Here is a 26,755-nt window from a genome sequence, read left to right on the forward strand (position 1 = left end):
ATCAAATAAAAGCCTTAGAGGCAATTAAAAATAAAAACTTTGCGCCTTCGCGTCTTAGTGGCTAAAAAAAGTAGTGCCTTATTATGCTAAAGCAATTTTTAAATTTAAAATTATCCCAAAAATTATCTCCACAGCAAATTCAGCTGATGAAGTTAATTCAATTGCCTACGCAAGCTTTTGAACAGCGTTTATTAGAAGAAATGAACGAAAATCCAGCTCTGGAAGCTGGTAAAGAAGACGATTACGAAGCTGATGAATACGCTAATGAAGACTACGACGATTATGATGATGCAGAATCTGACAGAATCGAAGCAGACGACATTAACATTGATGAATATCTAAGCGACGACGATATGCCTGATTACAAAACTCAGGTAAACAATTACAGTGACGATGAAGAACGCGAAACGCCTTTTGCGGCTCCCATCAGTTTTCATCAGGACTTAATCAATCAGTTGAATACTTTTATTTTGAATGATGAAGAACGCGAAATCGCTGAATTCCTTGTTGGAAGTATTGATGATATGGGTTATATCCGTAGAAGTATTCCAGATATTGTAGACGACATGGCTTTCACTCAGGGAATTTATACTGATGAAGCAATGGTCGAGAAAATGATGACGGTAATTCATGAGCTTGAACCTTCAGGTGTTGGAGCACGTGATTTGCAGGAATGTCTACTTCTTCAGTTAAAACATAAAACTCCAACTGAATATGTTGATTTAGCGATTGACATTATCGAAAATCAGTTTGATGCTTTTACGAAAAAACATTACGATAAATTATTACAGAAATACAGCATTTCCAACGAACAGCTTAAAAAAGCAATTCACGAAATTGAACGTTTGAACCCAAAACCAGGCGGTTCTTTTACGGGAAACAATAAAGTTACAGAAAACATTGTTCCCGATTTTGCCATCAGAATTGTAGATGGCGAATTAGAACTGACCCTAAACGGAAGAAATGCTCCTTCTTTGCACGTTTCTAAAGATTATCAGGAAATGATGCAGACGTATAAAGAATCCCGTGATAAATCGACTGCGCAGAAAGATGCCGTTCAGTTTATCAAACAAAAACTGGATTCTGCTAAATGGTTTATCGATGCCATCAGACAACGTCAGGAAACTCTTTTTGTAACCATGAATGCGATTATGCATTATCAAGAAGAATATTTCTTAGACGGCGATGAAACCAAACTAAAACCAATGATCTTAAAAGACATTGCTGATATGGTTGGTTTGGATATTTCTACGATTTCGCGTGTAGCCAACAGCAAATATGTTGAAACGCCATATGGAACAAAACTGATTAAAGAGTTTTTCTCTGAAGCCATGAAAAATGATCAGGGAGAAGACGTTTCAACTTTAGAAATCAAAAAAATTCTTCAAAATACCATTGAAGAAGAAGATAAGAGAAAACCGCTTCCAGACGATCAATTGGCCGAAATCTTAAAAGAAAAAGGGTATCCGATTGCGAGAAGGACTATTGCAAAATATCGTGAACAGTTGGATATTCCAGTGGCGAGAATGAGAAAGAAAATTTAGGTTTTCATTTTTCCACCATTAAACATTAAGAAATTAACTTTTTATAGCGAATAGCAAACCTAACAGATTTTAAAAACCTGTTAGTTTTTTTTATTTATTATTTCAAATGATGGTGAATTCGTTATTCCGCTAGGAATATTTGATCGGTAAAAAAAATTAACGTGCTGAATTGTGTTCCGTAGAAACACCTGTTTACGGAATTAACCTCAACAATAATTTGTCCGATAATCAAACGTCCATCTACCGATGAGACATTCCTACGGAATGAAATATTGCTATTTCTTTTAAGCAACAAACCCGACAGGTTTTAAAAACCTGTCGGGTTTAATACGTTTCTAAAACGCTAAATTATTTATATTGATCTGGGAGTATCTTCACAGTAAACAAAAACACTTTCTTTTTGTCAGAGTAACTGTACACCAAAGAATAATCGTTTTCTCTAAAAACCTGCAGTCCAGGATTTGCTTTTGCCGTACTTAAAAGACTTTTTCTAATTTCTTCCTGAATTACACTGATTTCTGCAGTTTCTTTAACTACCTTCAGCAAGGTTAAATTATATTGAACTGTTCTTTCTTGAGGCAAAGTGACACTGTCTAAACGAATTCCTTCCTGAATATTTAACGGACAGCTTTTATTGTATTTCGCAACTAGCTCTTTAACTTCAGTATTTACTTCATCTTCCTTCTCACCAAGATAAAACTGAAAATAAGCCACCAAAGCAACTGCAATTCCAATTAATATTAACAATAAACCAGTCGATTTTCTCATATTTTGTAGTATTTTATTAAGGCTTATACAAGGAAAATAAATCTATTTTTCCTGATTTTTTTTCATGGCGTTAAAATACGCTGCACGGCTAAGTGGCTCGTATTCTTCGGTTTCGCCAAGCATTACCAATTTATCATTAGCGGTTTTTCTAAAACTATAATTTGCTAAGTTACCAGTTCTGGTGCAAACCGCATGAACTTTCGTTACATATTCGGCAGTTGCCATAAGTCCTGGCATTGGTCCAAACGGATTTCCTTTAAAATCCATATCCAATCCAGCCACAATTACTCGGATTCCCTGATTAGCCAAATCGTTACATACGGTAATAATTTCGTCATCAAAGAACTGAGCTTCGTCAATACCAATCACATCACAGCCTTGTGCCAAAATTAAAATATTAGCCGCTGCAGGAACTGGCGTAGAACGAATTTCGTTGGCATCGTGAGACACGACCATTTCGTCATGATAACGGGTATCAATAGCGGGTTTAAAAATTTCGACTCTTTGTTTGGCAAATTGGGCGCGCTTTAATCTTCGGATCAGCTCTTCGGTTTTACCCGAAAACATTGATCCACAAATAACTTCAATCCAACCAAATTGTTCTTTGTGATTTACTGTATTTTCGAGAAACATTTTGTATTTTTCTACCTTTAAAAATGAATAGTTTTTATTACTTTGTACTGGCAATAAATTGATGTAAAAATGTACTGTTTTACATTTTTTCAAAAGTAGAAAATTTTTATCAAACCTTAAATTCGCGAAAGCTTATTAACAGAAATAAAAAATTATCTTTTGAATTTACTTGAGAATAGAGACATTCAGACATCAAATACACTAAAATACCTTATTCACTATAATTTTCAACAGTTATGAAAAAAAAATTGGAAGCTGATTTAATTAGCATTGCACATCGAATTTTAAAACTTAAAAACAAATCCGATATCAATCAATTGTATCTTGAAACTCAGAAATTATACGAGAAATTAGCGGTATTAAAATTTGTCGAAGAGAACTTTGACGCCGCAAAACCAACAATTGGGCAAAGTGATATTGTTTCAGAATTAGAAACGATTTTTGATAAAGAAGAAGATATGGTTCCTGCCATAATTGAACTTGAAGCTCCAGCGGAAGAAAAAGTTATTGCACTTGAAGAATCTTATGAAACTGAAATTTCAGAAGAACAACCAGCAGAAATTGTTGAGGCTCCTGAACCGCTCATTGAAACAGAAGAGCCAGTAATCGAAGAAACTGTTGAACCAATTTCTGCAGAAATTGAAACACCAATTATTGCGGAAACTGCAGAACCAGTTTCTGAAAAAGTAATTGAACCAGAAATTGAGATCGAAGAAACTAAAAATCCTGTTGAAGAACTTTCGTTTACGACTGTGAATGAATTAAACCCAATTCCAGATTTTAAACCTGCTTTCGAATTAGAAACAGAGGCAATAAAAGAAGAGATTAAGGAAGAAATCAAAGAAGAGCCAAAAGCTGAGACCCCTGCGCAGCCAACAATTTTATTTGAAGATTTTGGCATTAATTACGCCGATGCACAATTTGTAAAAGTAGATAGCTTTGAAGCTGTTTCTCCAGTTAAGACTCCTTCAATTAGCGATTTTAAAGAAGAAAAGAAGGAAGAGAAAAAAGTGGAAACAGCTATTCTAGAAACTCCTGTACAGCCAAAATCGGTAAGCTTAAATGAGAAGTTGGCAAGAGGTTTTCATATTGATTTGAATGACAGAATTGCTTTTACTAAAAATCTTTTTGGAAATAGCACAGAAGATTACAGCCGTGTTTTAAACCAATTAATGACTTTTGATTCTTATAGCGAAGCAAAAGAGTTTATCGAAAACATGGTAAAACCAGATTATAATAATTGGGAAGGAAAAGACGATTACGCAGAGCGTTTTATGGGAATTATCGAGAAAAAATTTTCTTAAAGACATTTTCCCATCTCACATTTTACATTTCACGAATAAAAAACTATGTCAAAATTATATATCGTTCCAACGCCAATTGGCAATCTTGAAGACATGACTTTTAGAGCCATTCGGGTTTTGAAAGAAGTCGATTTGATTTTGGCGGAAGATACAAGAACAAGCGGCAAACTCTTGAAGCATTTTGAAATTGGCACGCACATGCACAGCCATCATATGCACAACGAACACAAAACAACCGAAAACTTAATTGCACGTTTGAAAGCTGGCGAAACTATCGCTTTAATTTCAGACGCAGGAACTCCGGCAATTTCAGATCCCGGATTTTTATTGACTCGCGCTTGTGTCGAAAATAAAATTGAAGTGGAATGTCTTCCTGGCGCAACTGCTTTTGTTCCCGCGCTTGTAAATAGTGGGCTTCCAAATGACAAATTTGTTTTTGAAGGATTTCTGCCTGATAAAAAAGGGCGTCAAACTCGTTTTTTGGCTTTGGCCGAAGAAACCCGAACAATGATTTTATACGTTTCGCCACATAAACTCGTTAAAACGTTAGCCGAATTTATACAATATTTTGGAGAAGACAGACAAGTTTGCGTTTCGCGAGAATTATCAAAAATGCACGAAGAAAATGTTCGCGGAACCGCAAAAGAAGTTTTAGCACATTTTGAAAAAACAGCACCACGCGGCGAAATTGTCGTAGTCGTTGCCGGAAAAACAATAACAAAAGAACCTAAGAAAAGTAAGTTTTCTAAGGATGAAGAAGAATAAAATAATATTAGCCACAGATTAAAATGATTGTCACAGATTTTTTTTAAAATCCTTTCTAATTCTTTTAATCTGTGGCAAAAAAACAACTATTATCATGAGCATACAAGCCTTTTTAGAAAAAGTAAAACAAACTCCAACTCAAATCACATTTCCCGAAACCATTGCAGTAATCGAGGAAAATTACAATTTTACCCCAACCGCTTTTCAAAACGGAACACAGCATAACGCAGCTGGAGAAAACTCAGGTTCTTGTAAATTATTTTCTTTCGCAAAATTGCAGAATTTAAGTAAAGAAGAAACTCTAGCATGCTTTGGAGCTTTTTATTTTGAAGAAGTTTTAGGTGATCCAAACGGAACCAATCACCAAAACATTAGAAACTTCATCAACTTAGGCTGGGACGGAATTCAGTTTGAAGGAAATGCTTTAGAAGCGAAATAATTATCTAAGATTTTCGATTAACGATTTTTAATTTCAGAAATCAACAATCTAAAATCTACACTCTAAAATCTAAAATCAACAATGCGTTGGACTTTAAAACCAAGACCTTCTGAAGATAAAATCAAGCATTTAGCAGAGGCTTTAAATGTTGAAGATTTTGTCGCAACCCTTTTGATTCAGCGCGGCATTGAAACTTTTGAAGATGCAAAGAACTTCTTTCGCCCTTCATTAGAACATTTGCACGATCCGTATTTGATGAAGGATATGGATAAGGCCGTTGTCCGAATCGAACAAGCCATTCAGAACGAAGAAAACATCTTAGTTTTTGGCGATTATGATGTTGATGGTACAACAGCAGTTTCTTTGGTTTCTTCTTATTTAAAATCACATTATCCAAACATTGCCACATATATTCCAGATCGTTATGATGAAGGATATGGCATCTCATATAAAGGAATTGATTACGCAGACGATAACGGAATTTCTTTAATTATTGCTCTAGACTGCGGCATCAAATCAATCGATCATATCGCTTACGCGAAAGCAAAAAATATCGACTTTATTGTTTGCGATCACCACCGTCCTGGAGAATTTCTTCCTGACGCTATAGCTGTTCTTGATCCGAAAAGAGAGGACTGCTCGTACCCTTACGACGAATTGTGCGGTTGTGGAGTTGGTTTTAAATTGATTCAAGCTTTAGGACAAAATCGAAATGAAACGATAGAAGATTTAGTTCCGTATTTAGATTTGGTCGCTACTGCAATTGCTGCCGATATTGTTCCTATTACAGGAGAAAATCGTGTTTTAGCACATTTCGGATTAAAAGTTATTAATAGCGAACCAAGACCCGGAATTAAAGCTTTAACACATCAGGTAAAAAAGAAAGTTCTCGATATTACCGATGTTGTTTTTATTATTTCGCCAAGAATTAATGCGGCCGGAAGAATCAAACACGGAAATCACGCCGTTGAATTATTGACTGAGTTTAATTTTGAGCAAGCACAGCAATTTGCCTCGGAAATTGAGCAATACAACGCAGACCGAAAAGATTTAGATAAAAAAATCACCAAAGAAGCTTTTCAGCAAATAATACAGAATAAAGAAGAAGAACGTTTTTCGACTGTCGTTTTTCAAGAAGACTGGCACAAAGGTGTAATCGGAATTGTAGCTTCGAGATTGATTGAAACGTATTATCGTCCGACTTTGGTTTTTACTAAAAGCGGTGACAAATATGCGGCTTCTGCCCGATCTGTAAAAGGTTTTGATGTTTACAATGCTTTAGACGCCTGCGCCGAACATTTGGAACAATTTGGAGGCCACATGTACGCTGCAGGAATGACTTTAAAAGCAGAAAACTATCAAACTTTTAAGGATGCCTTCGAAAAACAGGTTTCTGAAACTATTTTACCCGAAATGCTTACTCCAGAAATTGAAATCGATGCCGAAATTAATTTCTCTGATATAACACCCAAATTAATTCGAATTTTAAAACAATTCGAACCTTTTGGCCCTCAGAATATGACGCCTGTTTTTATGACTGAAAATGCTATTGATACAGGTTACGCTAAAACTTTAGGTGCAGAAGAAGAACATTTAAGGCTTTTTGCCAAACAAAACAACTCAGACGGAATCGCTGCAATTGGTTTCGGATTAGGAAAAAAATTAAACATTGTAAAAAATCAAAATCCGTTTCAGTTGGCATACTGCATTGCCGAAAACGAATGGAACGGAACTGTTTCAACACAGCTTATGCTGAAAGACATTAAAACAAATGGAAGAAATTAAATCCAATAAGCCCGATCCCTATCAGGCACTTCGATATAAAGAATTCAACGTATTTTTATTATTGCGTTTTGCAATGGTTTTTGCCTGGTCAATGCAGTTTATCGTAATTGAATGGGAAGTTTATAGTTTAACCAAAAACCCACTTTCTTTAGGAATTATTGGTTTAATGGAAATTATTCCTGCCGTTTCAATGTCACTCTTTGCTGGACATATTGTCGATCAAAGAGAAAAGAAAAGTTTATTGGTAAAGTGTATTTTAGGATTTTCAGTAATTAGCTTTGGGCTTTTCTTATTGACTTGGCCAAAAGTAGTTGGAGGCTGGTCTACACATGTTATTTTGTATTCGATTTACGCTTTAGTCTTTTTTGGCGGAATCGTCCGTTCCTTTATGGGACCAACTATTTTCTCTCTTTTATCATTGATCATTCCTAAAAAAGCATATCCAAATGCTGCCACTTGGAGTAGTTCGGTTTGGCAGATTGGAGCCGTTATGGGACCTGCACTAGCTGGATTCTCTATTAATTGGATTGGTGTTCACTGGTCAATGTGTTTGGTTTTTGGATTTTCAATTCTTTCGTTAATTGCCTTATCTCAAATCAGCCAAAAACCGATTGTAAATCCGAAAATGGGAGAATCTATGAAAGACAGTCTTATGGAGGGTATAACTTTTGTATTTAAAAATAAAATTGTTTTGGGTGCACTTTCACTCGATATGATTGCTGTTCTTTTTGGAGGTGCCGTTGCATTATTGCCCGTTTTTGCTCAGGACATCTTGAAAGTAGGTTCTGAAGGTTTCGGAATTTTAAGAGCCGCTCCTGCTGTAGGTGCTTTTATCACGATGCTCGTTTCTGCTTATGTGCCGTTGTATGAAAATGCAGGAAAGAAACTTTTAATTGCCATCTTTGTTTTTGGTTTATCCATTATCTTGTTTGGATTGTCTACTTATTTCTGGCTTTCTGTTTTCGCCTTATTTTTAAGCGGATTGGCAGATGGAATTTCAGTAGTAATCCGTCAGACTATTTTACAGCTTAAAACCCCTGATCATATGCGCGGACGCGTGGGTGCTGTAAACTCAATTTTTGTTGGATCTTCTAATGAATTAGGTGCTTTTGAAAGTGGCGCAACGGCTAAATTGATGGGAGCAGTTACTTCTGTTGTTTTTGGAGGAAGTGTTACGCTCTTAACCGTAGTTTTTACTGCACTAAAATCGCCTACATTTAGAAATCTGGATCTGAAAAGAGATATGGATGAACATCATAAATTGGAGTAAATAATTAAACCATATAAGGCATATAAGTTTAACCGTTGGATGCAATTTTAATTTGAATAAAATAGCACGCGGATAAAACGGATTTACTTTCGTAAAAACGCGGACAAAAACGGATTTTTTTTCTTTATACAAACCCGTTTTTATCCGCGTTTTCGTGATAACGAATCTGCGTAATCCGCGTCAAAATTTATACTATTTCAGTATCACCCAACGGGTTAAGTTTATAAAAAATTCAATCCATACAAATGAAATTATTAGTAACCGTTTTATTTCTTACTATTTCGCTTTTCGCGAAAGCACAAAACCTTTACATCAAAACTTACGGAAACGAAAAGAATAAAACCATCATTTTTATTCATGGCGGACCAAGTGGCAATGCGACTTTGTTTGAAGGAACAACGGCTCAAAAACTAGCCGATTTAGGTTTTTATGTAATCGCTTACGACCGAAGAGGCGAAGGAAGATCTGCAGATCCTGATGCTAAATTTACTTTTGAAGAAGCTTCTCAGGATATAAATTCGATTTATAAAAAATATAACTTAAAGAAAGCGACCATATTAGCTCATAGCTTTGGCGGTTTGGTTGCTACGCTTTATACCAATAAATATCCGCAAAATGTGAGTGCTTTGGTTTTGGCTGGCGCGTTGTTTTCTCAGCAAGAAACTTATGATCATATTGTAAATACGCTGAAGAAAAAATACAATACCGATTCTGAACAATTGAAGAAAATCAGTATTGTAGAAAATCTAAATAAAAATTCTGCTGCATACAGAAAAGGATGTTACGAACTTGCAGGAGAAAATGGCTTTTTTAAAATGCCAAATCCGACTGCAGAATCCAAAAAGCTTTACGCCGATTACGAAGCTGGAGAATTTTATAAAACCAACATTCGAAATAAAAATGCGCCGTTAGTTTTTTATCAAAACGAAAAACAAAATAACATCGATACGCGTCCGATATTAAAGAAAATTAAAACCGCTGATGTTCCTATTTATGGAATTTATGGAAAACAGGATGGTATTTTTTCATCCGCACAAATAAATTCTCTAAAGGCAATAACTGGAGAAAATCACTTTGCTTTCATTGATAATTGCTCGCATTATTTGTTTGTTGACCAACAAGCAGCATTTCTTTCTAACCTAAAAAAATGGCTAAAATAGTCTTATTATGAGATAGAACTTCCTAAAGAAGCAAAACCACAAACATTTTATAAATAGCTAAAAATCAATTATTAATAATAGATTTTAGCTTTTTTTTATGCTTTTGTTAATCAAGTATTAATACAAAGACTCCGTATCTTTGTGGCCTAAAAAAATTGCCATGAAAGATATCGAACAGATATACCGAAACGATTTTGGAATTTCATTTTATTGGAAAGAAGGCAACCAAATTATATCAGATAAAATCCAGTTGCTTTTTAAACAAATGGGATTCTATTTTTCAGTTCAAGAATTAAATGAATTTCACGATTTAATTGAAGACTGCGTAACAGATCATCATAATTATGACTTAAATGGTGTAAAACGCGCCTTCGATAAATTTTTATTAAAAACCCCTTATGTTGCATTGGATTTAGAAATATCTCCAATTGAATTAAATTCTATAAAAGACTTGGTTGATGGTTCTTTATTTCGACTTAATCTTAATGAATATATTTACGGTTCGGGCATGAACTAAAGCGTTTCCAACTATTTCAAGAGCCAAATTCCAACTTTTACTGTGCTTAGCTGAGAAAGATTTTTTCAAATTTTTATGATTTTTTTATTTAGAATTAATATAAATAATATTTATATTTGTTGAAATAAAAGGATTTACGATGAGAGAAATTGAACAAATATATCATAATAACTTTGGAATAGCTTTTTACTGGAAAGATCACAATACTACGATTTCAGACAAAGTACAATTGGTTTTTAAAGAAACTGGCTTTTATTTTACAGTTCAGGAATTGAATCTTTTCTGTGATTTGATTGAAGATAGCATGATTGAAAACTCTTGTTGCGAAGCGTGCGAAATGAAATATTCTTGCCATAAATTTTTATTGAAAACACCTTGTAACTCCATAGATTTAGCTGTAAACATGACCGAATTGAAATCGATTAAAGATTTGGTCGAAGGTTCTTTATTTAAAATTGAACTAGATGAATATGTTTATGGAGTTGGCATGAATTAAGAAGCATTCTAAATATTTTAACGTCTTTTTTTCATTATTGAAATATATTTTGATTCCATTCAAAAAAAAGTATATTTACAGCAATGAAAAAAGCTGTATTTCTACTTACCATAACCGTTCTGGCAATTCTTTTCGCCAGTTGCAATAACAAATCAGAGGAATATATTGACCCGCGCGGAACTGATTATGCCGGTTCAGAAAGTTGCATACAATGTCACAAGGTACAATCTGAAATGGCATTTCAAAGTTCGCACTTTAAAGCAACCTCCCCCGCTATTTTAGGAAATGTTTCGGGTGATTTCGATTCTAAAAATCATACTTTCATTTATGATAAAGACACCAAATTGGTGATGGAAAAGCGTGGAGACAGCTTGTATCAAGTTGTATATAAAAACGGTAAAGAAACGGCTAAATACAAATTTGAAATTGTGTTTGGAACCAAACATGCTCAAACTTCAGTTTACTGGAAAGACAATAATACATACGAGCTCCCAGTTTCTTTTTATCATTCTATAAACAATTGGGCAACAAGTCCAGGCTTCCCTGCTGATAAGCCTTATTTTGACCGCATGGTGGTAAAAGATTGCTACTCTTGCCATAGTTCTAATATTAGCTCACGAACGGTAGATCAAAGTTCTGCAAATAAAAACTTTATGTCGATGGATGTTGAAGACATAATAAATAAAAAAACTATAGTTTACGGAATTGATTGCGAACGATGCCACGGCCCAGCTAAAAAACACGTTGAATTTCATTTAAAGAATCCAAACGTAAAAGTGGCCAATAGCATTACCAGTTTTAAAACCTTAAACAGGCAGCAAAAACTTGACGCCTGTGCTTTATGCCACGCAGGTAATGATGGAATGAAATTAAAATCCCGTTTTGAGTTTAAACCTGGAGATAATTTATCGGAGTTCTTTCGCGAAACCAAAAGCATTAATGACACAACAAACTTTGATGTACACGGCAATCAGTATCGATTAATGGCACAGAGTAAATGTTTTATAAAAAGTGATAAAATGGATTGCATTACCTGCCATAATCCACATGAAAATGCTTCTAAAAACTTGGCTTCCTATTCTAAAATCTGTATGAGCTGTCACGAAGGTTTAAAACATAAAGAAACTACTTTAAAAACAATGCCTGAGAAGTTATTGGCCAGCAATTGTGTAGAATGCCATATGCCTAAAAAAGCGTCTGGAGCAATTAAATTTCAGCTTTCAAACAGTAAACAACTTTCAGAATATATTCTGCGAACACATAAAATCGGAGTTTATCCAACAAACGCAAAATAAAAATTTTGCGTTAAAATTTCCACGATGCCTTTTGATTGATTTTTACCGTATTAATTTGCCCTTTTGACTTTCGACTTTTGACCTTCGACTTTTGGCTTTTGACTTTCGACTAACTTAAACTATTTCTCGAATTTTTTAAGTTCAAATTTCTCACCATCAAAAACACCATAAGTAAAATAGCCGATCCAATCTCCAAGATTGACATATTCGGAATTTTCCCCAACCGGAATAATCATTGGTAAATGACGGTGTCCGAAGATAAAATAGTTGTAATGTTTGGTTTCTAGTTTTCGTTTAGCGTATAAAACCAACCATTCGTTTTTTTCGCCTAAAAACTTCACATCTTCGTCACCAGAAATCAGTTTATTTTTGACTGATAAATATTGAGCCAAACTAACTCCAACATCTGGATGCAACCAACGGAAAAGCCATTTTGAAAACGGATTCGTAAAGACTTTTTTCATTCTTTTATAACCTTTATCACCAGGACCTTTTCCATCTCCGTGGCCAATTAGGAATGTTTTTCCGTTAAAAGTAAATTCTTTATTATCATGATAAACCGGAATATTCAATTCGGTTTCAAAATAATCGTTCATCCATAAATCATGATTTCCGACGAAAAAATAAATCGGAATTCCGCTGTCGCGAATTTCAGCCAGTTTGCCTAAAATTCGAACAAATCCCTTTGGAACAACCGTTTTATATTCAAACCAAAAATCAAATAAATCTCCCAGTAAAAAAATCGCTTCTGCATCTTCTTTAACCTCATCAAGCCAGGCCACGAATTTCTTTTCGCGCGGTAAACTCAATTCTGGAGTAGGCGCACCAAAATGCTGATCTGAAGCAAAATATATTTTTTTCATTTAGATTTTTAGATTACTAGACTTCTTAGAATTTTAGACTTTATCTATATGAGCGAAGTCAAAGAGTTTGGAATTTGGAATTTAAAAAATTGAAAATTAATCTTTTTACAAATTATCAGAAGCGTACCATTCTGCAAACGACGATTCTGTTTCTTGAAGCTTAAGAGAGAAAAGAGAAATTCCTTTTGGAAGTCTTGCCACGATTCTTTCAGCAAAATCTACCACCATGTTTTCGCTTGTTGGCTGATAATCTACCAAAATAACATGATGTCCACGGTTTTTCAATTCATTTGCCAATTCGATATGCGGAGTTGTCTGATTAAAAACAGTTGCATGGTCAAATTGATCGACAATTTCTTCTTTTACAATTTTCTTTAGATCCGAAAAGTCAATTACCATTCCGAACTTTACATTCGATCGATCTGTAATTGGCGAGCCAATAACCGTTACCGATAATTTATAACTGTGTCCGTGAACGTTCTTGCATTTTCCGTCGTAACCGTACAAAGCGTGACCGGTTTCGAAACTAAATTGTTTTGTAATTCTGATATTACTCATCGATGTTTAATTTTAAGCTCGCAAATTTACAAATTAATTGCCGTTTTTAGCTCTTTTTTTAGCACGAGTATACATCCACAAAGCAATTCCGCCCAAAACTAGAAACGGAATAAAAGATCCAATGACAACCCCAATCTGATAACCGCTGTCTGGAGCATCTTTAATTTTCTCTGCAATGTCAACCTTTTGCATTAACGAAATAATAGTCATGTTAATAATTTATAAAGTGAAAAATTGATTTTAAAACATTTTACAAAACTATGTTCCTATTTGTCTAAAACCAATGACTTATATCATACCTTATTTTTTAAACTGAAGCAAAGCGTTTTTAGTGAAATCAGACAAAACGAGCTTACCCGTAATTGCAGCACGCTCAAACAAAAGAGATTCCCATTGTTCTGTTCCTTCCCAAATAATCTTTTTCATTTCGTAAAGTGCTTCAGGATTATATGAACTTAGCTTTATTGCAAAATTTTCAACCTCAGCATCGAGATTTTCAGCTTCGCATAAAACCGAAAAAAGTCCTTTTTCAAAAGCCCAATCTGCCGATTTCCATTCATGTGCCGCCAATGTCATTTGGGTCATTGCTGTTTTTCCTATTTTTCTTGAAACTGCTGGCTCAATTACAAAAGGACCAATTCCGATCGCTAATTCCGAAAGTTTTATGTCACTATGCGGAGTCGCAAAAACATAATCGCAGGCCGAAATAATTCCGACACCGCCGCCCACTGCTTTTCCCTGCACACGTCCGATTATAATTTTATTACAATTTCGCATGGCATTCAATAAATGAGCAAAACCTGAAAAGAATTCGACACCTTGTTCTTCGTTTTCTACTTTCAAAAGCTCATCAAAAGAAGCTCCAGAGCAAAACGTTTTTGCGCCTTCACTTTTTAAAATAATAACCGAAACGTTTTCATTTCGGCTTAATGCATTTATTTCGGCAGTAAGACGATCTAATAATTGTCGCGGAAAAGAATTACTTGCAGGATGACCAAACTGAACCGTTGCAATTGTATTTTGAAAAGAAGTTTCTAAACTTCCGTTTACATTTTCTAAACTCATAAAAAACAGATTTAAAAGTAAAGTTACGCTTTTGAAAAATAATACTCCAGAAACTCAGTGAAATTTGTTTTTTGAAAATTATTTAACTTTATTTGCTAACGCTTTGGGGGATTAGCTCATTTGGCTAGAGCGCTACGCTGGCAGCGTAGAGGCGACCGGTTCGAATCCGGTATTCTCCACCACAAACGAAAAACCCTTGTAAATTTTGTTTTACAAGGGTTTTTAATTTATTTAGATTATAAAAATCCAATCTTACTCATATTCAAAAACAGTAATATCGGTTGTATAATTAAATCCAGCAGCGTCATACTTTATTAAGTAACCCTCCTCATCATAGAAATATTTCGGAATTGCTTCAAATTGTGACTGCCAGATCCCATTAGATAAAATTTTTGCAGCAATTTTTGTGACATGAAGATATTGATTATCCAATCTATAATACGGTTCTTTATTATAAACCCCAGCTTTATTACGGTCAAATGTATATACTACATAACTAGTTAAAGTTCCAGTTTGATCTTCATTAACAGCATACCAGCTTTTAATATAGCTTGTGTCATCTGGATAAGTATATTTATAGTTCATTTGTAAAACATCATGAATGTAAAAATAAACATCGCTAATCCTATCTTGTTCATCATAAAAATACTTATAACTTACAAAACCGTCTTTTTCAATTCGTTTATCAATTAAACCTTTATCGTTATAGGTATAACTGCTTCCAAATGCATAAGACGAAATCATTTCATTTAAAGAACCGCTTTCATTATATGTAAAACTAAAGCTTTCTGGTGTATTAGTATTACCATTGTTTGTATACACTTTAGCTGCTTCAATTTTAGTAAGCTGTCCTAAATTATTATACTTATATACAAGTTCGTAATCTCTTTCTGTATTTTTATTTAGAGCTGTTTCTACCGTATCATATAAATTTTCTGAAGGCAGATCTTTATATATACCGGCATCTCTATCAAGATAGTATTGATAAATTTTACCCATGTAATTTTGGGCAAACTTAGTAGATCGTATTAGTCGTTTTCGAGTTTCATTACTTTTTGAAGTTTTAGAAGAACCAATATTTACAATAGCAGGCTTCATCATTTCTGACTTTGGAAGAACAGGTTTTGGCTTTACGGGATCTACAGGTTTTGGTTCTACAGGAATTACAACTTCAGGTTCTACAGGTGGTTCATCTGAAGAACAGCTAGTCATTGTAAATTGAAATAAAATGGCAAAAAACAGTAGTAATTTAAGTAGTTTTTTCTGCATATTGATCGATTATTTAGAGCACTAATATACCATTTATCTCATCACACTAATCAGATAATTATCTTATTTTTTGCAGTCTTTTTTTCGATGTTTACTTATTTCTCATTAGCAGAATCATCTGCATCAACTCTATCTTTCTCAGCTTTTTTAAAATCATTATTGAGCAAATTTTCCAATTTCTTTTTTTCTCGCTGATTTTTTCTGATTGTTAGCACAACAAGAATAATTACCAATACTGCTACAATCGCTATTAAACTCCAATTAATATCCATAGTTTTAATTTTTAATTAAAAGTAAATAATTAAAATTATCTTTCATGTTATCAAACAGTTAACTGTTTTTACTAACAAATAAATTTTATTCTGATACAATAAAACTTTTGAAAAATATTTCTTCAAAACTGTTTCCTATTTTTGTGTATCTAAAAATCTTCAAAAGAAGATATTGATAATAATTTTATAAGCCACTCAAAATGAATCAAACTTTAAAACATAAAATATTCTCATTCATAAAGAAACCCCTTATAATTGCAGTTTTATTTTTCGTTTTTACTTTAATAGAAATCTATTGGGCAATGGGCAGTTTCTCAGACAAACCATCAAGTGCTTGTTTGGATTGTTCTTTTTTTGACGATGCTTATTTAATGACTTTATTTTCTACTGTTTTCTTATCCATAGTTTTTCTGGCTCTTTCATTCATTAAAAACAGTACTCTAAAAGTTATACTTCAATTACTAATCCTAATTTCTGTTTGGTTTTTCTGGAATTACACCATTTTTGTAGATCGAGAATCTTCATGGAGCACTTATCTTTTTAAAGAGGAAATAATGTATACCCTTGAATTTTCCTTCCTTCCTATTTCAATTTTATCTCTTGTTACAATATTTACTTTAAACTATATTTCAAGAAAATTATGAGTCAAAGTAAAAAAATAATATTGCGAATTTATTTCATGATCAGCGCTCTTTTTGTCCTAGACTGTCTTTTGTATTATTTTAAAGAAATTAGTCTTAGCGGATATTATAGTGATGTAGTTTTATCATGGCTCTTGCTGATAAGCAGTTTTGCAATCATTATCCTCTTTTGGAAAAAACTTTTGGCAAAACTCTTTTTGGCAGCAATAATAGTAACATTTGCAATCAGCATTATTGCCATGATGCTACCGTTTTATGCTTTACTGCTTTCAAGTACATCTTTAGGTTTATACCAAAATAAAGACCTTAATGAAAATTACAGAGCCCAAATTGTTGGCTATAGTGTGATGGTTCATCCTTGGCTGGAAATAATTGAGAAAAAAGGATTATTTGAAAAACGAATTATCAAATGCACCGATCCCCAACTTATGAATGATAATTTGGAAATCAAAATTAGAACGGCAAAAGATATTCTTTTTAAAAGTGAAACCGATAGCACGCTGACTTTGACACTATTTTATGGCGGACCAAATAAAACTATTACTTTTAATAAAAACACAGGAAGTATTACTGCAATAAAAAACAATTAATTTTAGAACTACTTAAACCATCTAAGTTTCATTTTAAAAATTAATAAAGTATTTTCGTATACAGCAAAAAATTAAGTAAGATCTATACCTATAAAATGACAACAAAATCATTACTAATATCAATCCCTTTTTTAATTCTATTATCGGCCTGCAATAAAAAAGAAAACACCACAACGGCTAAACTTCCTGAAGTAACAGAACATGTAGAAACTGAAAACGATACACTGCAAACTGAAGAAACTTTAAGAAAAGAAAGCATTTATCTATTTAACGTGATGCCAAAAGACAGCAGCGATGTTGCTTTTGTTTCTCTTTCGGATATTTATCCTATTAACGACGAAAAAGATACGCTCGTTTTGCCCAACATAGAAAAAATGGGAAAATATGATGCGCAATATTTTACATTTGATAAAAACTACAGAAAGAGATTTTTGTCTAAAACCAATATCTCCGAAACCGATTCATTGTTTGTTTACGATTATGCTAAAAACAAACTGGTTTCTTTTGCGGTAAAAAATCTGAAAACCGCTGCACTGTTAAACGGATATTCTTCTGAAGAAGATTGGCCGTATCACAATTATGATTTTATGATTGGTTTTGAAATCAGCAAAAAATATTTAAACGGATTCAGTGAATATTACAGAGATGCTTTGGTATATGTAGGCAAAGAAAATCCGTTTTCGAAAGAACGTTTGAAGCCCATTTCGTGGAAAAAAATTGCAAAAAAGGATTATCCATCAAAAGCATTGAAAAATGACGCACGTGCTTTACTAAAGAACACAGTAACAGGCAATACGTATTTTTACAAAACCGATAGCTATGAGTATTTTTTACAAGACTATCTGGACAGCAATAAAATAATTTATGGCAGACGTCTTTTGGTCGTTGATTCTAAAACCAAAGATGTTATAATCGAAAAGCTTTTCAGCCAAAGCGAAGGCACATCTCCTTCTCCATTAAATTATGAAAATGGAGAAGATTCTATTGATCAATGGACAGGAAAACTTTTTAAAAACAAACCTGAAGTTCTTTTTGGTTTCGAATATTTTTCTTTTGGGTGTCCGAATATTTCTGTAATCGACAAATCAAATGAAGAAATTAATATTCAGTGTGATAATCGTCATTAATAGCTAAAAATTCCAAATTCCAAATTCCAAATTCCAACTACAAAAATTATATTTATACAATGGAAGAAATTAAAAATCGTATTGCTGCATGCGAACTTGATTATGATGAAATTCAAGAATCATCAAAGTAAATTCTTAATCAAACATTAGCTAAAGAAAATTTTTGCGTCTCCGCAACTTCTTGGCAAAAAATTGCTACAAGTTTATCACTAAATATCAAACCCCTTCTTTAATATACTTTATGTAATACTTCAAAAAATATAAAGGAAAAAATGCTCCTGCAATTGGTAGATAAATACCGCTAAAAGCATCATCATAATTCATAGTCTGTTTTTGTACAATCATTAATAAAATAGATACAAGAATAGGAAATATGTAGTAAGTTCTTTTTTCTTTCTGTCTATCAAAATATATAAATACGGATGAAATAAAAACTAATACGTATAAAAACAGATTAACCATAGAAATCAGAATCAATCCCCTATCAGTATGTTTATAATAAAAATAGGTCAAGAATAGCAACACAACAAATCCCACAACAAAGTTTGGAATCAAAAATGATCCCCATTTGTAACTCAGAAAAGCATATAAGGCAAAAAAGACAAACAAGAAAAAATAATTCCACATAACTTTTACAATTTTATTCTATTAAGAAATCTTTGCGTCTTAGCGCCTTTGTGGCAGAAATCCTTAACGCAACAAAAACCCCATCCTAATAGATCCATAAAAATATCCCGAATTAGTATCAATTCCTGGATCGTTTAATTCTCTTCCACGATATAGGAAAGAATACGACATATTAAAGTTGTTGTGTCGATACTTTAAACCCGCTTCGGCATTAAAACGGAGCGGTTCCAAATCGAACGTAATCGGACTTGTATCGTTAAACATACTGCCTTCGATCGTGGCATCATAAAATTGATAATTGACACTTGGCGCGGCATAGAAATAAAATTCTCTAATATTGGGCTGCGCTTCTTTACTTACTGAAGCATCGTACATATTTGAATTGTAAATTGGAATTAGTCTTTTAAAACCAAATCGAGCCATAAATCCTGTAGAAACTCCAGAGAAAATAGTTCCCAAATTACCTTCCGACTGCCAATGAAGATCTACAAAATCATTATGTTTTGAAGAAAACATTTTTTTTGAGTAAATAGCGTGAGCCTGAAATCCTAAAGCATTATGAATCTGATTTTCCCAGCCATATACTTTTTTATAGCCAATTATTTTATGAAAACCTTCCTGTAATTCTTCACCCAAAGCATTCGGACCAAGAAAACCAATTTGAAAATCAGTCTTTAAAACCGATTCGCTCTCGTAGAAAAAGCTTTTTCCCACTTCTGCAAAAAGATAGCCTGCAAAGGGCCGGTCGTTTATCGTAACTGCTTCTTTGTTTAAAAATCTGGGATTGTAAAGGTACTGACCAATTCTAAATTCGGTTATTTCTTTATTTATTTTCGGATTGTCATTTTTTGATAAAAAACGATAAAAAAGCTCCAAACCGTTGGTATAATACATATCATATTTAGACGATGTGTATAAATCGTTATCAGATATAAAACCTATTTCTGTAGTTTTTCCTTGTCCAAAAGTGAGCGTTACGGTCAATATTAGAAAAGCAAAAAGCGATTTTTTACTTTTTCTTTTCTTCTTTTCCATTATAATTGATTTTTCCAACGTAACGCATCTCACGTACAATTCGTTCTTTTCTTCTATTGATATAACTTGAAGATCCTGTAGCTTTAAATTTTCTTGGATTAGGCAGAATCGCGGCAATTCCTGCTGCCTGCATTGGTGTTAAACTCGAAGCATCTCGTCTGTACCAATGTTCTGTGGCTGCGTAAGCGCCATAAACTCCGTCACCCATTTCGATACTGTTCAAATAGACTTCCATGATGCGCTCTTTGCCCCAAATAATTTCAATCAAAATCGTAAAATACGCTTCTAGACCTTTACGGAAATAACTTTTTCCTTGCCATAAAAAGACATTTTTGGCCGTTTGCTGCGAAATAGTACTTCCGCCTCGAATTCGGCGTCCGCGTTCGTTACTTTTATAAGCTTTTTGAAGTGCTTTAAAATCGAAACCATTGTGAGTTAAAAAAGTTCCATCTTCGCTCGCAATAACTGCTTTTTGCAAATTCATTGATATTTTTTCAATCGGTTCCCAGTCGTGGTCAAAATAAACTTCTTTTCCTGCCATTTTATTTTCGATCGCACGAATAAGCATTAATGGCGTAAAGGGCACAGGAACATATTTAAAAAACACAACCGATCCTATTGAAATTCCAAAAAACCATAAAGCGGCTTTGATAAAAAACCATTTCACTTTTTCTCCAAAAGAACGATTCGATTTTTTTGAAGCTGAAGTTTTAGGTTTTGGTTTGTTTGTAGTTGTTTTTGGTGCCGGTTTTTTGGTTGCTGCCATTATATTAAATCTGCTAATTCTGTTCCTATTAAACTTCCTATCGCCACTCCCATTCCGCCTAAACGCACTCCACAGAATACATTCTCAGAAAGTTGGGTTACGACAGGATTCTTACTATTTCCGATTCCCATGATCCCACTCCATCGGTGCGCAATCTGAAAATCCTGATTTGGTAAAATTACATTTTTCAGTAAATCTTCCAATCTATTTTGAATAATTTTCGTTTGTCCAAATTCGGTTGTTGTTTCTCCCTCAAAATCAAGATTTCGTCCTCCGCCTAATAAAATACGATCTCCAATATTTCTGAAATAATAATAACCGCGGTCTAAATGAAACGTCCCTTTGATGTCTAAATTGCGAATGGGCTCTGTAATAAGCACTTGCGCTCTTGCCGGTTTTACAGCACCTTTTGTTAATTCGTCCGCAAAGCCGTTGGTGGCAAAAAGCAGTTTTTGGGTTTTAAAACTAAAATCGTTTACTACAACTTCGACATGATTTCCAGCATCGATATACGATTTTACCGTTTGCTGATTTAAAATTAAAATATCTGCTGAAATAGCTTGCTTCAGCAATTCTTGCATCATATTTCCAGTATCGATCTGTCCTTCAAATGGATTAAAAATTAAATACTCGTTACTATTTCCAAATCCAAAACGGTCTACTTCTTTCGAAAAAACATCCGCTTTAAAAAGTGGTTTCAGAACTTCATTGATAAACGGAATTTTAGAAATACATTCATTAAATCCAAATTCATCTTCTTTCAAAAATAATTCATATCCGCCGTAAGGTTTAAAATCGATTGCTGCGTCTCCTAATCTTTTTCGAAGCAACTGCAAACCTTTCCATCGTTTTTCTATAAGTGCCACAACATCTTCCTCTGAATGTGTTTTTAAGTCATCCATAATTTCAGAAAGACTTCCGAAACAGGCAAAACCAGCATTTTTGGTACTTGCTCCTTGAGGCAGCATTCCGCGTTCAAGAACCAGAATTTTTGCGGCAGGAAATCTTTCGCGTAAGCGTAATGCGGTATGTAAACCTACGATTCCGCTTCCTACAATTGTATAATCAATATTTGCAAACCAATTTTTGAGTTCCCAATAGCTTAATTCCATCATTTTAATAAAGTCTAATATTATATCCCGCGGCTTCGGGACCAAATTCCAATCTTGGGTTAAATTACAATTTTTTAAAATCCAAAACTAAATGAAATTCCAAATTCCAAACCCATTGATTACAATTTTACTCGAACTGTCAGACTAAGAGAAGTCGAAGCCACATTACGGGTAAACTCTTCGACTTCACTCCGTATTACAACTTGGAATTTTAACATTTTTTGGGATTTGGAATTTAACAACTTGGAATTTAAATGTTGTATTTTTAGCACCACAAAAAAAAGAATAATTTGATTATGAAAAAAGTAGTAGTAACAACCTTAATAATGATGAGTTTAAATGCTATCGGACAAAATGTAATGTCTCCGGAATTGTTATGGAAATTAGGACGAGTAACTCCACTCGGCCTTTCTAAAGATGAAAAAAATATTGTTTACAAGGTTTCAACACCTTCTGTAGCCGATAACAAATCGACTTCTAAACTTTATATTATTCCAGTAAACGGAGGTAATGCGACTGAAATTAAAGACACTAAAGACGTTTTAAAAGACAAAAACATTTCTCCTAACGGAAAATTTGTCGTTTACAATGAAGAAGTAAAAATCGATAAAGTATTAGGTAAAGATTTCTACCCAAGTCTTGACAAATCTGACGCTCAAATTTATGATGGTTTAGATTACCGCCACTGGGACACTTGGAACGAAGGAAAGTTTAATCACGTTTTTTATAAAGAAAATAAAGACGGGGCAAAAGGAATCGACGTCTTGAAAGGTGAAACTTTCGATTCTCCGCAAAAACCTTTTGGTGGTGACGAAGATTACATCTGGTCTCCAGACAGCAAAAGCATTTTTTATGTGTGCAAGAAAAAGGCAGGAACTGCTTATGCAATTTCTACCAACACAGATATTTATGAGTACAATTTAGAAACTCAAAAAACAACGAATAAAACTGAAGGTAATTTAGGTTACGATACTGCTCCACAATTTTCGCCAACAGGAAATTTGTCTTGGCTACAAATGAAACGTGACGGTTATGAGTCTGATAAAAACGACATTATTGTCGAGTTTAAAGGAATCAAAACCAACTTAACTGCAAACTGGGACGGAACTGTAGACAATTTCATCTGGAGTAAAGACGGAAAAACAGTTTTCTTTGTAGCTCCAATTGACGGAACAAAACAACTTTTCTCTGTTAATTTTCCTGGTTTAACTAAAATCGCGATCAATGTTCGTCAATTGACTAATGGAGATTTTGACGTAAATGATTTGGTTGGCTTTGCTGGCGATGAAATCATTGTTACAAGAACTGATATGAATCACGCAGGTGAGATTTATTCTTTCAACTTAAAGAAAAATACTTGGAAACAAATCTCAAATGTAAATACAGGTACTTATAAAACTTTAGCGTTAAGCAAAACAGAAAAACGTTACGTTACAACAACCGATGGTAAAAAGATGCTGGTTTGGGTAATTCTTCCTCCAAATTTTGATGCTTCTAAAAAATATCCAACTTTATTATTCTGTCAAGGCGGACCACAAAGTCCGTTGACACAATCATATTCTTTCCGTTGGAATTTCTCTTTAATGGCTGCTAAAGGCTATGTTGTTGTTGCGCCAAACCGTCGTGGAATGCCAGGACATGGAGTTGAGTGGAATGAACAAATTAGTAAAGATTGGGGCGGGCAAGTTATGGACGATTACCTTTCTGCGATTGACGATGTGGCAAAAGAAAGTTATATTGACAAAACTCGTTTAGGATGCGTTGGCGCTAGTTACGGCGGATATTCTGTATTTTATTTAGCAGGAATCCACAAAAATCGTTTCAAAACATTTATTGCTCATGATGGAGTTTTCAATACTGTTTCAATGTTAGGAACTACTGAGGAAGTTTTCTTTAACAATTGGGATTTTGGTGGGCCATATTGGGAAAAAGACAATGCTGTAGCACAAAAGGCTTATACAACTTTTAATCCTGCAACTCTGGTTCAAAATTGGAACAAACCAATTTTGATTTTCCAAGGAGGAAAAGATTTCCGTGTGCCAATCGGGCAGGGACAAGAAGCTTTCCAAGCTGCTCAATTAAGAGGAATCAAAAGTAGATTTGTTTATTTCCCAGATGAAAATCACTGGGTTTTAAAACCTCAGAACGCTCAAGTTTGGCAAGGTGAATTCTTCAAATGGTTAGATGAAACTTTGTAATTCATAAAAACAATATTGGACAGCCGTAGATTTACACAATCTACGGCTGTTTTTCTTTGCAGACCTCACAATTATATAACATAATGGGTAAATTTACTCTTCGTAAAATAGATTTTTTTAGATAAATTGCAATGTTTTAATCCCGAGGCTTCGGGATCGAATTCCCTCAAATCTTTCAAACAAAAATATGGAAACAAAAAGAAGCTACACCGCAATCAAAGTTTTATTCAGCTATGTTGCATTATTGGCTTTGGTTGTTACAGTTGGATGGTTTCTTTATTCTGAAAATGTAGTTTACAACAAACTGGAAGACAAGATTGCATTAGAAAAAAACAAAATCATCAGAGTTAGTAGATTGTATTCTAATGTTTATAAAACTGAAAGTTTAGCAAGGCAAACGATTCAGAACAACTCCGAAAAAGATTTTAAAAATTATCTTATCGAAACTGATTCTCTTCGCAAACGTATCGATACTTTAAAACAAGTTGTTACTACCGAATACCAGAAAACACTTCTAGATAGTGTAACTTATTTTTTGTCTGAAAAAACAGAAAACATTAAACAGTTAAGAGAAATCAAGAATAAAGCAGACGATGAAACTTCTGTAAATAATGCTATTGATGAAATCACGAAAATGGAGTTTAATTTAAGAAAACTCGAACTTCAGGATTTTACTAAAAACCCAAATCAGTTGGGGAGTTATCAGCGAAGTGTTTTACAACAATATGTTGATTATTTAAATTCGAACATTCCAGACGACAGCACCAATACACTTAGCAAAAAAGCTTCTGATTCTATTTTAGCCAACTCTAAAAAGCTTTTGAGTTCTGTAAAAATAAAAGCAGAAAAGAAAAAAGAATCTTTGAATTTTGAAGAAAATAAACTGCTTCAGAATGAAATTGCAATTTCGGATCAACTTAGAAAAATACTTCGCATTATTGAGCGAGAAATCATCATCAATTCGATCAAAAACAATTCATTAAAAGAGAAATCATTAAAAAGAGTCAACGAAATTGTAACGGCTTCGGCAGTTATTGGTTTGTTACTCACAGTGTTTTTCTCGATTCTAATTGTAAGCGATTATTCTAAATCTCAATTGTATAAAAAACAGCTCGAAATCGCGAATTTCAAAACCAAAAATCTGTTGAAAAGCCGCGAACAATTAATCTCGACAGTGAGTCACGATTTAAAAACGCCTTTGAGCACCATAGTGGGCTATTCTGAACTTTTAGGAAATTCAGACATCAATACGAAGCAATCCTATTTTATAAAAAACATTAAAAACTCGTCTGAATATATTACGCAATTGGTTCAGGATTTACTCGATTTTTCGCAGATCGAAGCAGGAAAAATTTCTATAGAAAAAGTCCCCTTTTCGTTGCCAGAAGTTATTGAAGATGTGGCCAGAAATATTCAAACGGTTTACAAGCAAAAAGACATTGATCTTATTATCAATGTAGACGAACAATTTCAGAAACGCATTGTAGGCGATCCATTTCGTTTAAAACAAATCTTGACTAACATTATCGGAAATGCTTATAAATTTACCGAGGAAGGCTATATTCGAATTGCCGCTTACCTAAATGATGATCAGTTTTTTACCATTTCAATTCAAGATACTGGAATCGGAATTGAAAAAGCAAATCAGAAATTGGTTTTTGAAGAATTTGCTCAAGCGAATGAAAACATTGAAAAGAAATATGGCGGAACTGGTTTAGGGTTATCTATTTGCCAGAAAATCATTTCTATTTTGGGCGGTAATTTAATTTTGGAAAGTATTTTTGGAAAAGGAAGCACATTCATTATTAAACTGCCTTTATTATTTGATAATAGCCAAAACTTTACTGCAACCGAACTAAAACCGAAGACGTCAAAAAGCATTAAGACACAAACTTTTATTGTTGTTGATGACGACATAAATCTTTTGAATCTAACAAGCGGGGTTTTAAAACAAGAACAACATAAGGTTTATTCTTTTACTAATCCGGCAAAAGCTTTAGCAACGCTTCAGACCACGCCTTTTGATTTTATCATTACCGATATTCAAATGCCAGAAATAGACGGATTTCTATTTTTAGAAAAACTTCGCGAACTTCCAGATACCATTTTCAAAAATCAGCCTGTCATCGCATTGACTGGCCGCACCGATTTGGACCTTTCGGTTTATAAAAATGCTGGTTTCACTACCGTCATAAAGAAACCTTACTCGCCAAAAATTTTACTGGAAACGATTCAACATATTTTAGATCATGAAGAAATTCCAATAACTGAATCTACGGAGAATGCAAACGAAAATGCTTCTCAAATATATTCTTTAGAAACTTTGAAAGATTTTTTAGGCCAGGATGAATCGGCTTTGAAAGAAGTTCTGAAATCTTTTATAGAAACATCGATCGAAAATTTAGGCTTTCTAAAAGCTGCAGTTCAAGAGAAAAATCATGATGAAATAAAATCTATTGCGCATCGTATTGCTCCCATGTTCAAGCAAATTCAGGCAAATGAGATTGGCGAACTTTTAAAAAATCTAGAAAAAGAGGATTTAAATACAATCGATATAAAAGCGACGTACGCAGATTTATCCGAAAAAATAGAAGTCCTTTTTAAAGAATTAAAACAAGAGATTTAAAGCAATAAAAAAAAGCAGTCTAAAAAGACT

Annotated in this window: 26 protein-coding genes and 1 tRNA gene; 16 read left to right on the top strand and 11 right to left on the bottom strand. The window is 33.7% G+C overall.

All coding sequences use genetic code 11. From position 1 onward, the window contains the following. Window positions 1–83: 83 nt before the first annotated feature. The gene (gene rpoN / locus M0M44_RS03260) at window positions 84–1,544 is read left to right on the top strand and encodes an RNA polymerase factor sigma-54 (RefSeq protein ID WP_095928315.1); all 1,461 of its coding nucleotides are present in this window, start codon (window positions 84–86) and stop codon (window positions 1,542–1,544) included. A 348-nt stretch (window positions 1,545–1,892) separates the two neighbouring features. Here rpoN and M0M44_RS03265 read toward each other — a convergent pair whose 3' ends face one another. Together M0M44_RS03265 and M0M44_RS03270 are read right to left on the bottom strand one after the other, a co-directional pair. After that, on the bottom strand, window positions 1,893–2,312 hold the full coding sequence (locus tag M0M44_RS03265) for a hypothetical protein (RefSeq protein ID WP_248728487.1): 420 nt from the start codon (window positions 2,310–2,312) through the stop codon (window positions 1,893–1,895). A 42-nt stretch (window positions 2,313–2,354) separates the two neighbouring features. Then, complete coding sequence (locus M0M44_RS03270) at window positions 2,355–2,945, bottom strand: thymidine kinase (RefSeq protein ID WP_095928508.1); 591 nt, start codon at window positions 2,943–2,945, stop codon at window positions 2,355–2,357. Window positions 2,946–3,181: 236 nt separating this feature from the next. Between M0M44_RS03270 and M0M44_RS03275 the strand changes: the two genes are divergently transcribed. The 9 genes from M0M44_RS03275 to M0M44_RS03315 all read left to right on the top strand — a co-directional run bounded on the left by M0M44_RS03275 (window position 3,182) and on the right by M0M44_RS03315 (window position 11,976). Continuing rightward, a complete protein-coding gene (locus M0M44_RS03275) occupies window positions 3,182–4,249 on the top strand; it encodes a hypothetical protein (protein WP_248728488.1) in 1,068 nt (355 codons plus the stop codon). A gap of 45 nt (window positions 4,250–4,294) precedes the next feature. After that, window positions 4,295–5,014 (top strand): 16S rRNA (cytidine(1402)-2'-O)-methyltransferase, encoded by a 720-nt coding sequence (gene rsmI / locus M0M44_RS03280; protein ID WP_248728489.1) that lies wholly within the window; start codon window positions 4,295–4,297, stop codon window positions 5,012–5,014. A 94-nt stretch (window positions 5,015–5,108) separates the two neighbouring features. After that, window positions 5,109–5,453, top strand: a complete 345-nt coding sequence (locus M0M44_RS03285; protein WP_008465164.1) for a HopJ type III effector protein — start codon at window positions 5,109–5,111, stop codon at window positions 5,451–5,453. A gap of 81 nt (window positions 5,454–5,534) precedes the next feature. Then, window positions 5,535–7,238 carry a single-stranded-DNA-specific exonuclease RecJ gene (gene recJ, locus M0M44_RS03290; RefSeq protein ID WP_248728490.1) on the top strand — a complete coding sequence of 568 codons (1,704 nt, stop codon included), beginning with the start codon at window positions 5,535–5,537 and terminating at the stop codon, window positions 7,236–7,238. After that, window positions 7,225–8,508 (top strand): MFS transporter, encoded by a 1,284-nt coding sequence (locus M0M44_RS03295; RefSeq protein WP_248728491.1) that lies wholly within the window; start codon window positions 7,225–7,227, stop codon window positions 8,506–8,508. Before recJ ends, M0M44_RS03295 begins: the two co-directional genes overlap by 14 nt. Before the next feature lie 245 nt (window positions 8,509–8,753). Continuing rightward, window positions 8,754–9,668, top strand: a complete 915-nt coding sequence (locus M0M44_RS03300) for an alpha/beta fold hydrolase (RefSeq protein ID WP_248728492.1) — start codon at window positions 8,754–8,756, stop codon at window positions 9,666–9,668. Between the two features lie 160 nt (window positions 9,669–9,828). Continuing rightward, on the top strand, window positions 9,829–10,185 hold the full coding sequence (locus M0M44_RS03305; RefSeq protein ID WP_248728493.1) for a hypothetical protein: 357 nt from the start codon (window positions 9,829–9,831) through the stop codon (window positions 10,183–10,185). A gap of 139 nt (window positions 10,186–10,324) precedes the next feature. Beyond that, a complete protein-coding gene (locus tag M0M44_RS03310) occupies window positions 10,325–10,681 on the top strand; it encodes a hypothetical protein (RefSeq protein WP_248728494.1) in 357 nt (118 codons plus the stop codon). Between the two features lie 83 nt (window positions 10,682–10,764). Next, the gene (locus M0M44_RS03315) at window positions 10,765–11,976 is read left to right on the top strand and encodes a cytochrome c3 family protein (protein ID WP_248728495.1); all 1,212 of its coding nucleotides are present in this window, start codon (window positions 10,765–10,767) and stop codon (window positions 11,974–11,976) included. A 119-nt stretch (window positions 11,977–12,095) separates the two neighbouring features. Here M0M44_RS03315 and M0M44_RS03320 read toward each other — a convergent pair whose 3' ends face one another. From M0M44_RS03320 to M0M44_RS03335, 4 genes are all read right to left on the bottom strand, one after another. Beyond that, window positions 12,096–12,839 (bottom strand): UDP-2,3-diacylglucosamine diphosphatase, encoded by a 744-nt coding sequence (locus tag M0M44_RS03320; protein ID WP_248728496.1) that lies wholly within the window; start codon window positions 12,837–12,839, stop codon window positions 12,096–12,098. Window positions 12,840–12,944: 105 nt separating this feature from the next. Then, on the bottom strand, window positions 12,945–13,397 hold the full coding sequence (locus tag M0M44_RS03325) for a 6-pyruvoyl trahydropterin synthase family protein (RefSeq protein ID WP_035653234.1): 453 nt from the start codon (window positions 13,395–13,397) through the stop codon (window positions 12,945–12,947). Window positions 13,398–13,430: 33 nt separating this feature from the next. Further along, entirely contained in the window at window positions 13,431–13,607 is a 177-nt protein-coding gene (locus M0M44_RS03330; protein WP_008465178.1) for a hypothetical protein, read from the bottom strand. A 90-nt stretch (window positions 13,608–13,697) separates the two neighbouring features. Beyond that, on the bottom strand, window positions 13,698–14,462 hold the full coding sequence (locus tag M0M44_RS03335; RefSeq protein ID WP_248728497.1) for an enoyl-CoA hydratase/isomerase family protein: 765 nt from the start codon (window positions 14,460–14,462) through the stop codon (window positions 13,698–13,700). A 105-nt stretch (window positions 14,463–14,567) separates the two neighbouring features. Between M0M44_RS03335 and M0M44_RS03340 the strand changes: the two genes are divergently transcribed. Further along, window positions 14,568–14,644 (top strand) — tRNA-Ala (locus M0M44_RS03340). A gap of 70 nt (window positions 14,645–14,714) precedes the next feature. Here the strand turns inward: M0M44_RS03340 and M0M44_RS03345 are convergent. Further along, window positions 14,715–15,731: a hypothetical protein gene (locus tag M0M44_RS03345; RefSeq protein ID WP_248728498.1), complete on the bottom strand. Its 1,017-nt coding sequence runs from the start codon at window positions 15,729–15,731 to the stop codon at window positions 14,715–14,717. Between the two features lie 95 nt (window positions 15,732–15,826). Beyond that, window positions 15,827–16,003: a hypothetical protein gene (locus tag M0M44_RS03350; protein ID WP_248728499.1), complete on the bottom strand. Its 177-nt coding sequence runs from the start codon at window positions 16,001–16,003 to the stop codon at window positions 15,827–15,829. Window positions 16,004–16,203: 200 nt separating this feature from the next. On the opposite strand from M0M44_RS03350, the gene M0M44_RS03355 reads away from it, so the two are divergent. The 3 genes from M0M44_RS03355 to M0M44_RS03365 all read left to right on the top strand — a co-directional run bounded on the left by M0M44_RS03355 (window position 16,204) and on the right by M0M44_RS03365 (window position 18,361). After that, window positions 16,204–16,647 carry a hypothetical protein gene (locus M0M44_RS03355; RefSeq protein WP_248728500.1) on the top strand — a complete coding sequence of 148 codons (444 nt, stop codon included), beginning with the start codon at window positions 16,204–16,206 and terminating at the stop codon, window positions 16,645–16,647. Further along, entirely contained in the window at window positions 16,644–17,234 is a 591-nt protein-coding gene (locus M0M44_RS03360) for a hypothetical protein (RefSeq protein ID WP_248728501.1), read from the top strand. Before M0M44_RS03355 ends, M0M44_RS03360 begins: the two co-directional genes overlap by 4 nt. Before the next feature lie 95 nt (window positions 17,235–17,329). Further along, on the top strand, window positions 17,330–18,361 hold the full coding sequence (locus M0M44_RS03365) for an oxidoreductase (protein WP_248728502.1): 1,032 nt from the start codon (window positions 17,330–17,332) through the stop codon (window positions 18,359–18,361). A 690-nt stretch (window positions 18,362–19,051) separates the two neighbouring features. On the opposite strand, the gene M0M44_RS03370 is transcribed toward M0M44_RS03365, so the two are convergent. Genes M0M44_RS03370 through M0M44_RS03380 form a run of 3 tightly spaced genes read right to left on the bottom strand, consistent with a single transcriptional unit; the run spans window position 19,052 to window position 21,901 of the window. Then, window positions 19,052–20,023, bottom strand: coding sequence for a lipid A deacylase LpxR family protein (locus M0M44_RS03370; protein WP_248728503.1), 972 nt, complete (start codon window positions 20,021–20,023; stop codon window positions 19,052–19,054). Further along, entirely contained in the window at window positions 19,998–20,789 is a 792-nt protein-coding gene (gene mtgA, locus M0M44_RS03375) for a monofunctional biosynthetic peptidoglycan transglycosylase (protein ID WP_248728504.1), read from the bottom strand. Before mtgA ends, M0M44_RS03370 begins: the two co-directional genes overlap by 26 nt. Next, a complete protein-coding gene (locus M0M44_RS03380; RefSeq protein ID WP_248729980.1) occupies window positions 20,789–21,901 on the bottom strand; it encodes an NAD(P)/FAD-dependent oxidoreductase in 1,113 nt (370 codons plus the stop codon). Before M0M44_RS03380 ends, mtgA begins: the two co-directional genes overlap by 1 nt. Before the next feature lie 296 nt (window positions 21,902–22,197). Here M0M44_RS03380 and M0M44_RS03385 point away from each other — a divergent pair, with 296 nt between their 5' ends. Together M0M44_RS03385 and M0M44_RS03390 are read left to right on the top strand one after the other, a co-directional pair. Beyond that, window positions 22,198–24,099 (top strand): S9 family peptidase, encoded by a 1,902-nt coding sequence (locus M0M44_RS03385; RefSeq protein WP_248728505.1) that lies wholly within the window; start codon window positions 22,198–22,200, stop codon window positions 24,097–24,099. A gap of 187 nt (window positions 24,100–24,286) precedes the next feature. Then, on the top strand, window positions 24,287–26,725 hold the full coding sequence (locus M0M44_RS03390; protein ID WP_248728506.1) for an ATP-binding protein: 2,439 nt from the start codon (window positions 24,287–24,289) through the stop codon (window positions 26,723–26,725). The last annotated feature ends 30 nt before the right edge of the window (window positions 26,726–26,755 follow it).

This window comes from Flavobacterium humidisoli, assembly GCF_023272795.1.
In the GTDB taxonomy this organism is placed as follows: domain Bacteria; phylum Bacteroidota; class Bacteroidia; order Flavobacteriales; family Flavobacteriaceae; genus Flavobacterium; species Flavobacterium humidisoli.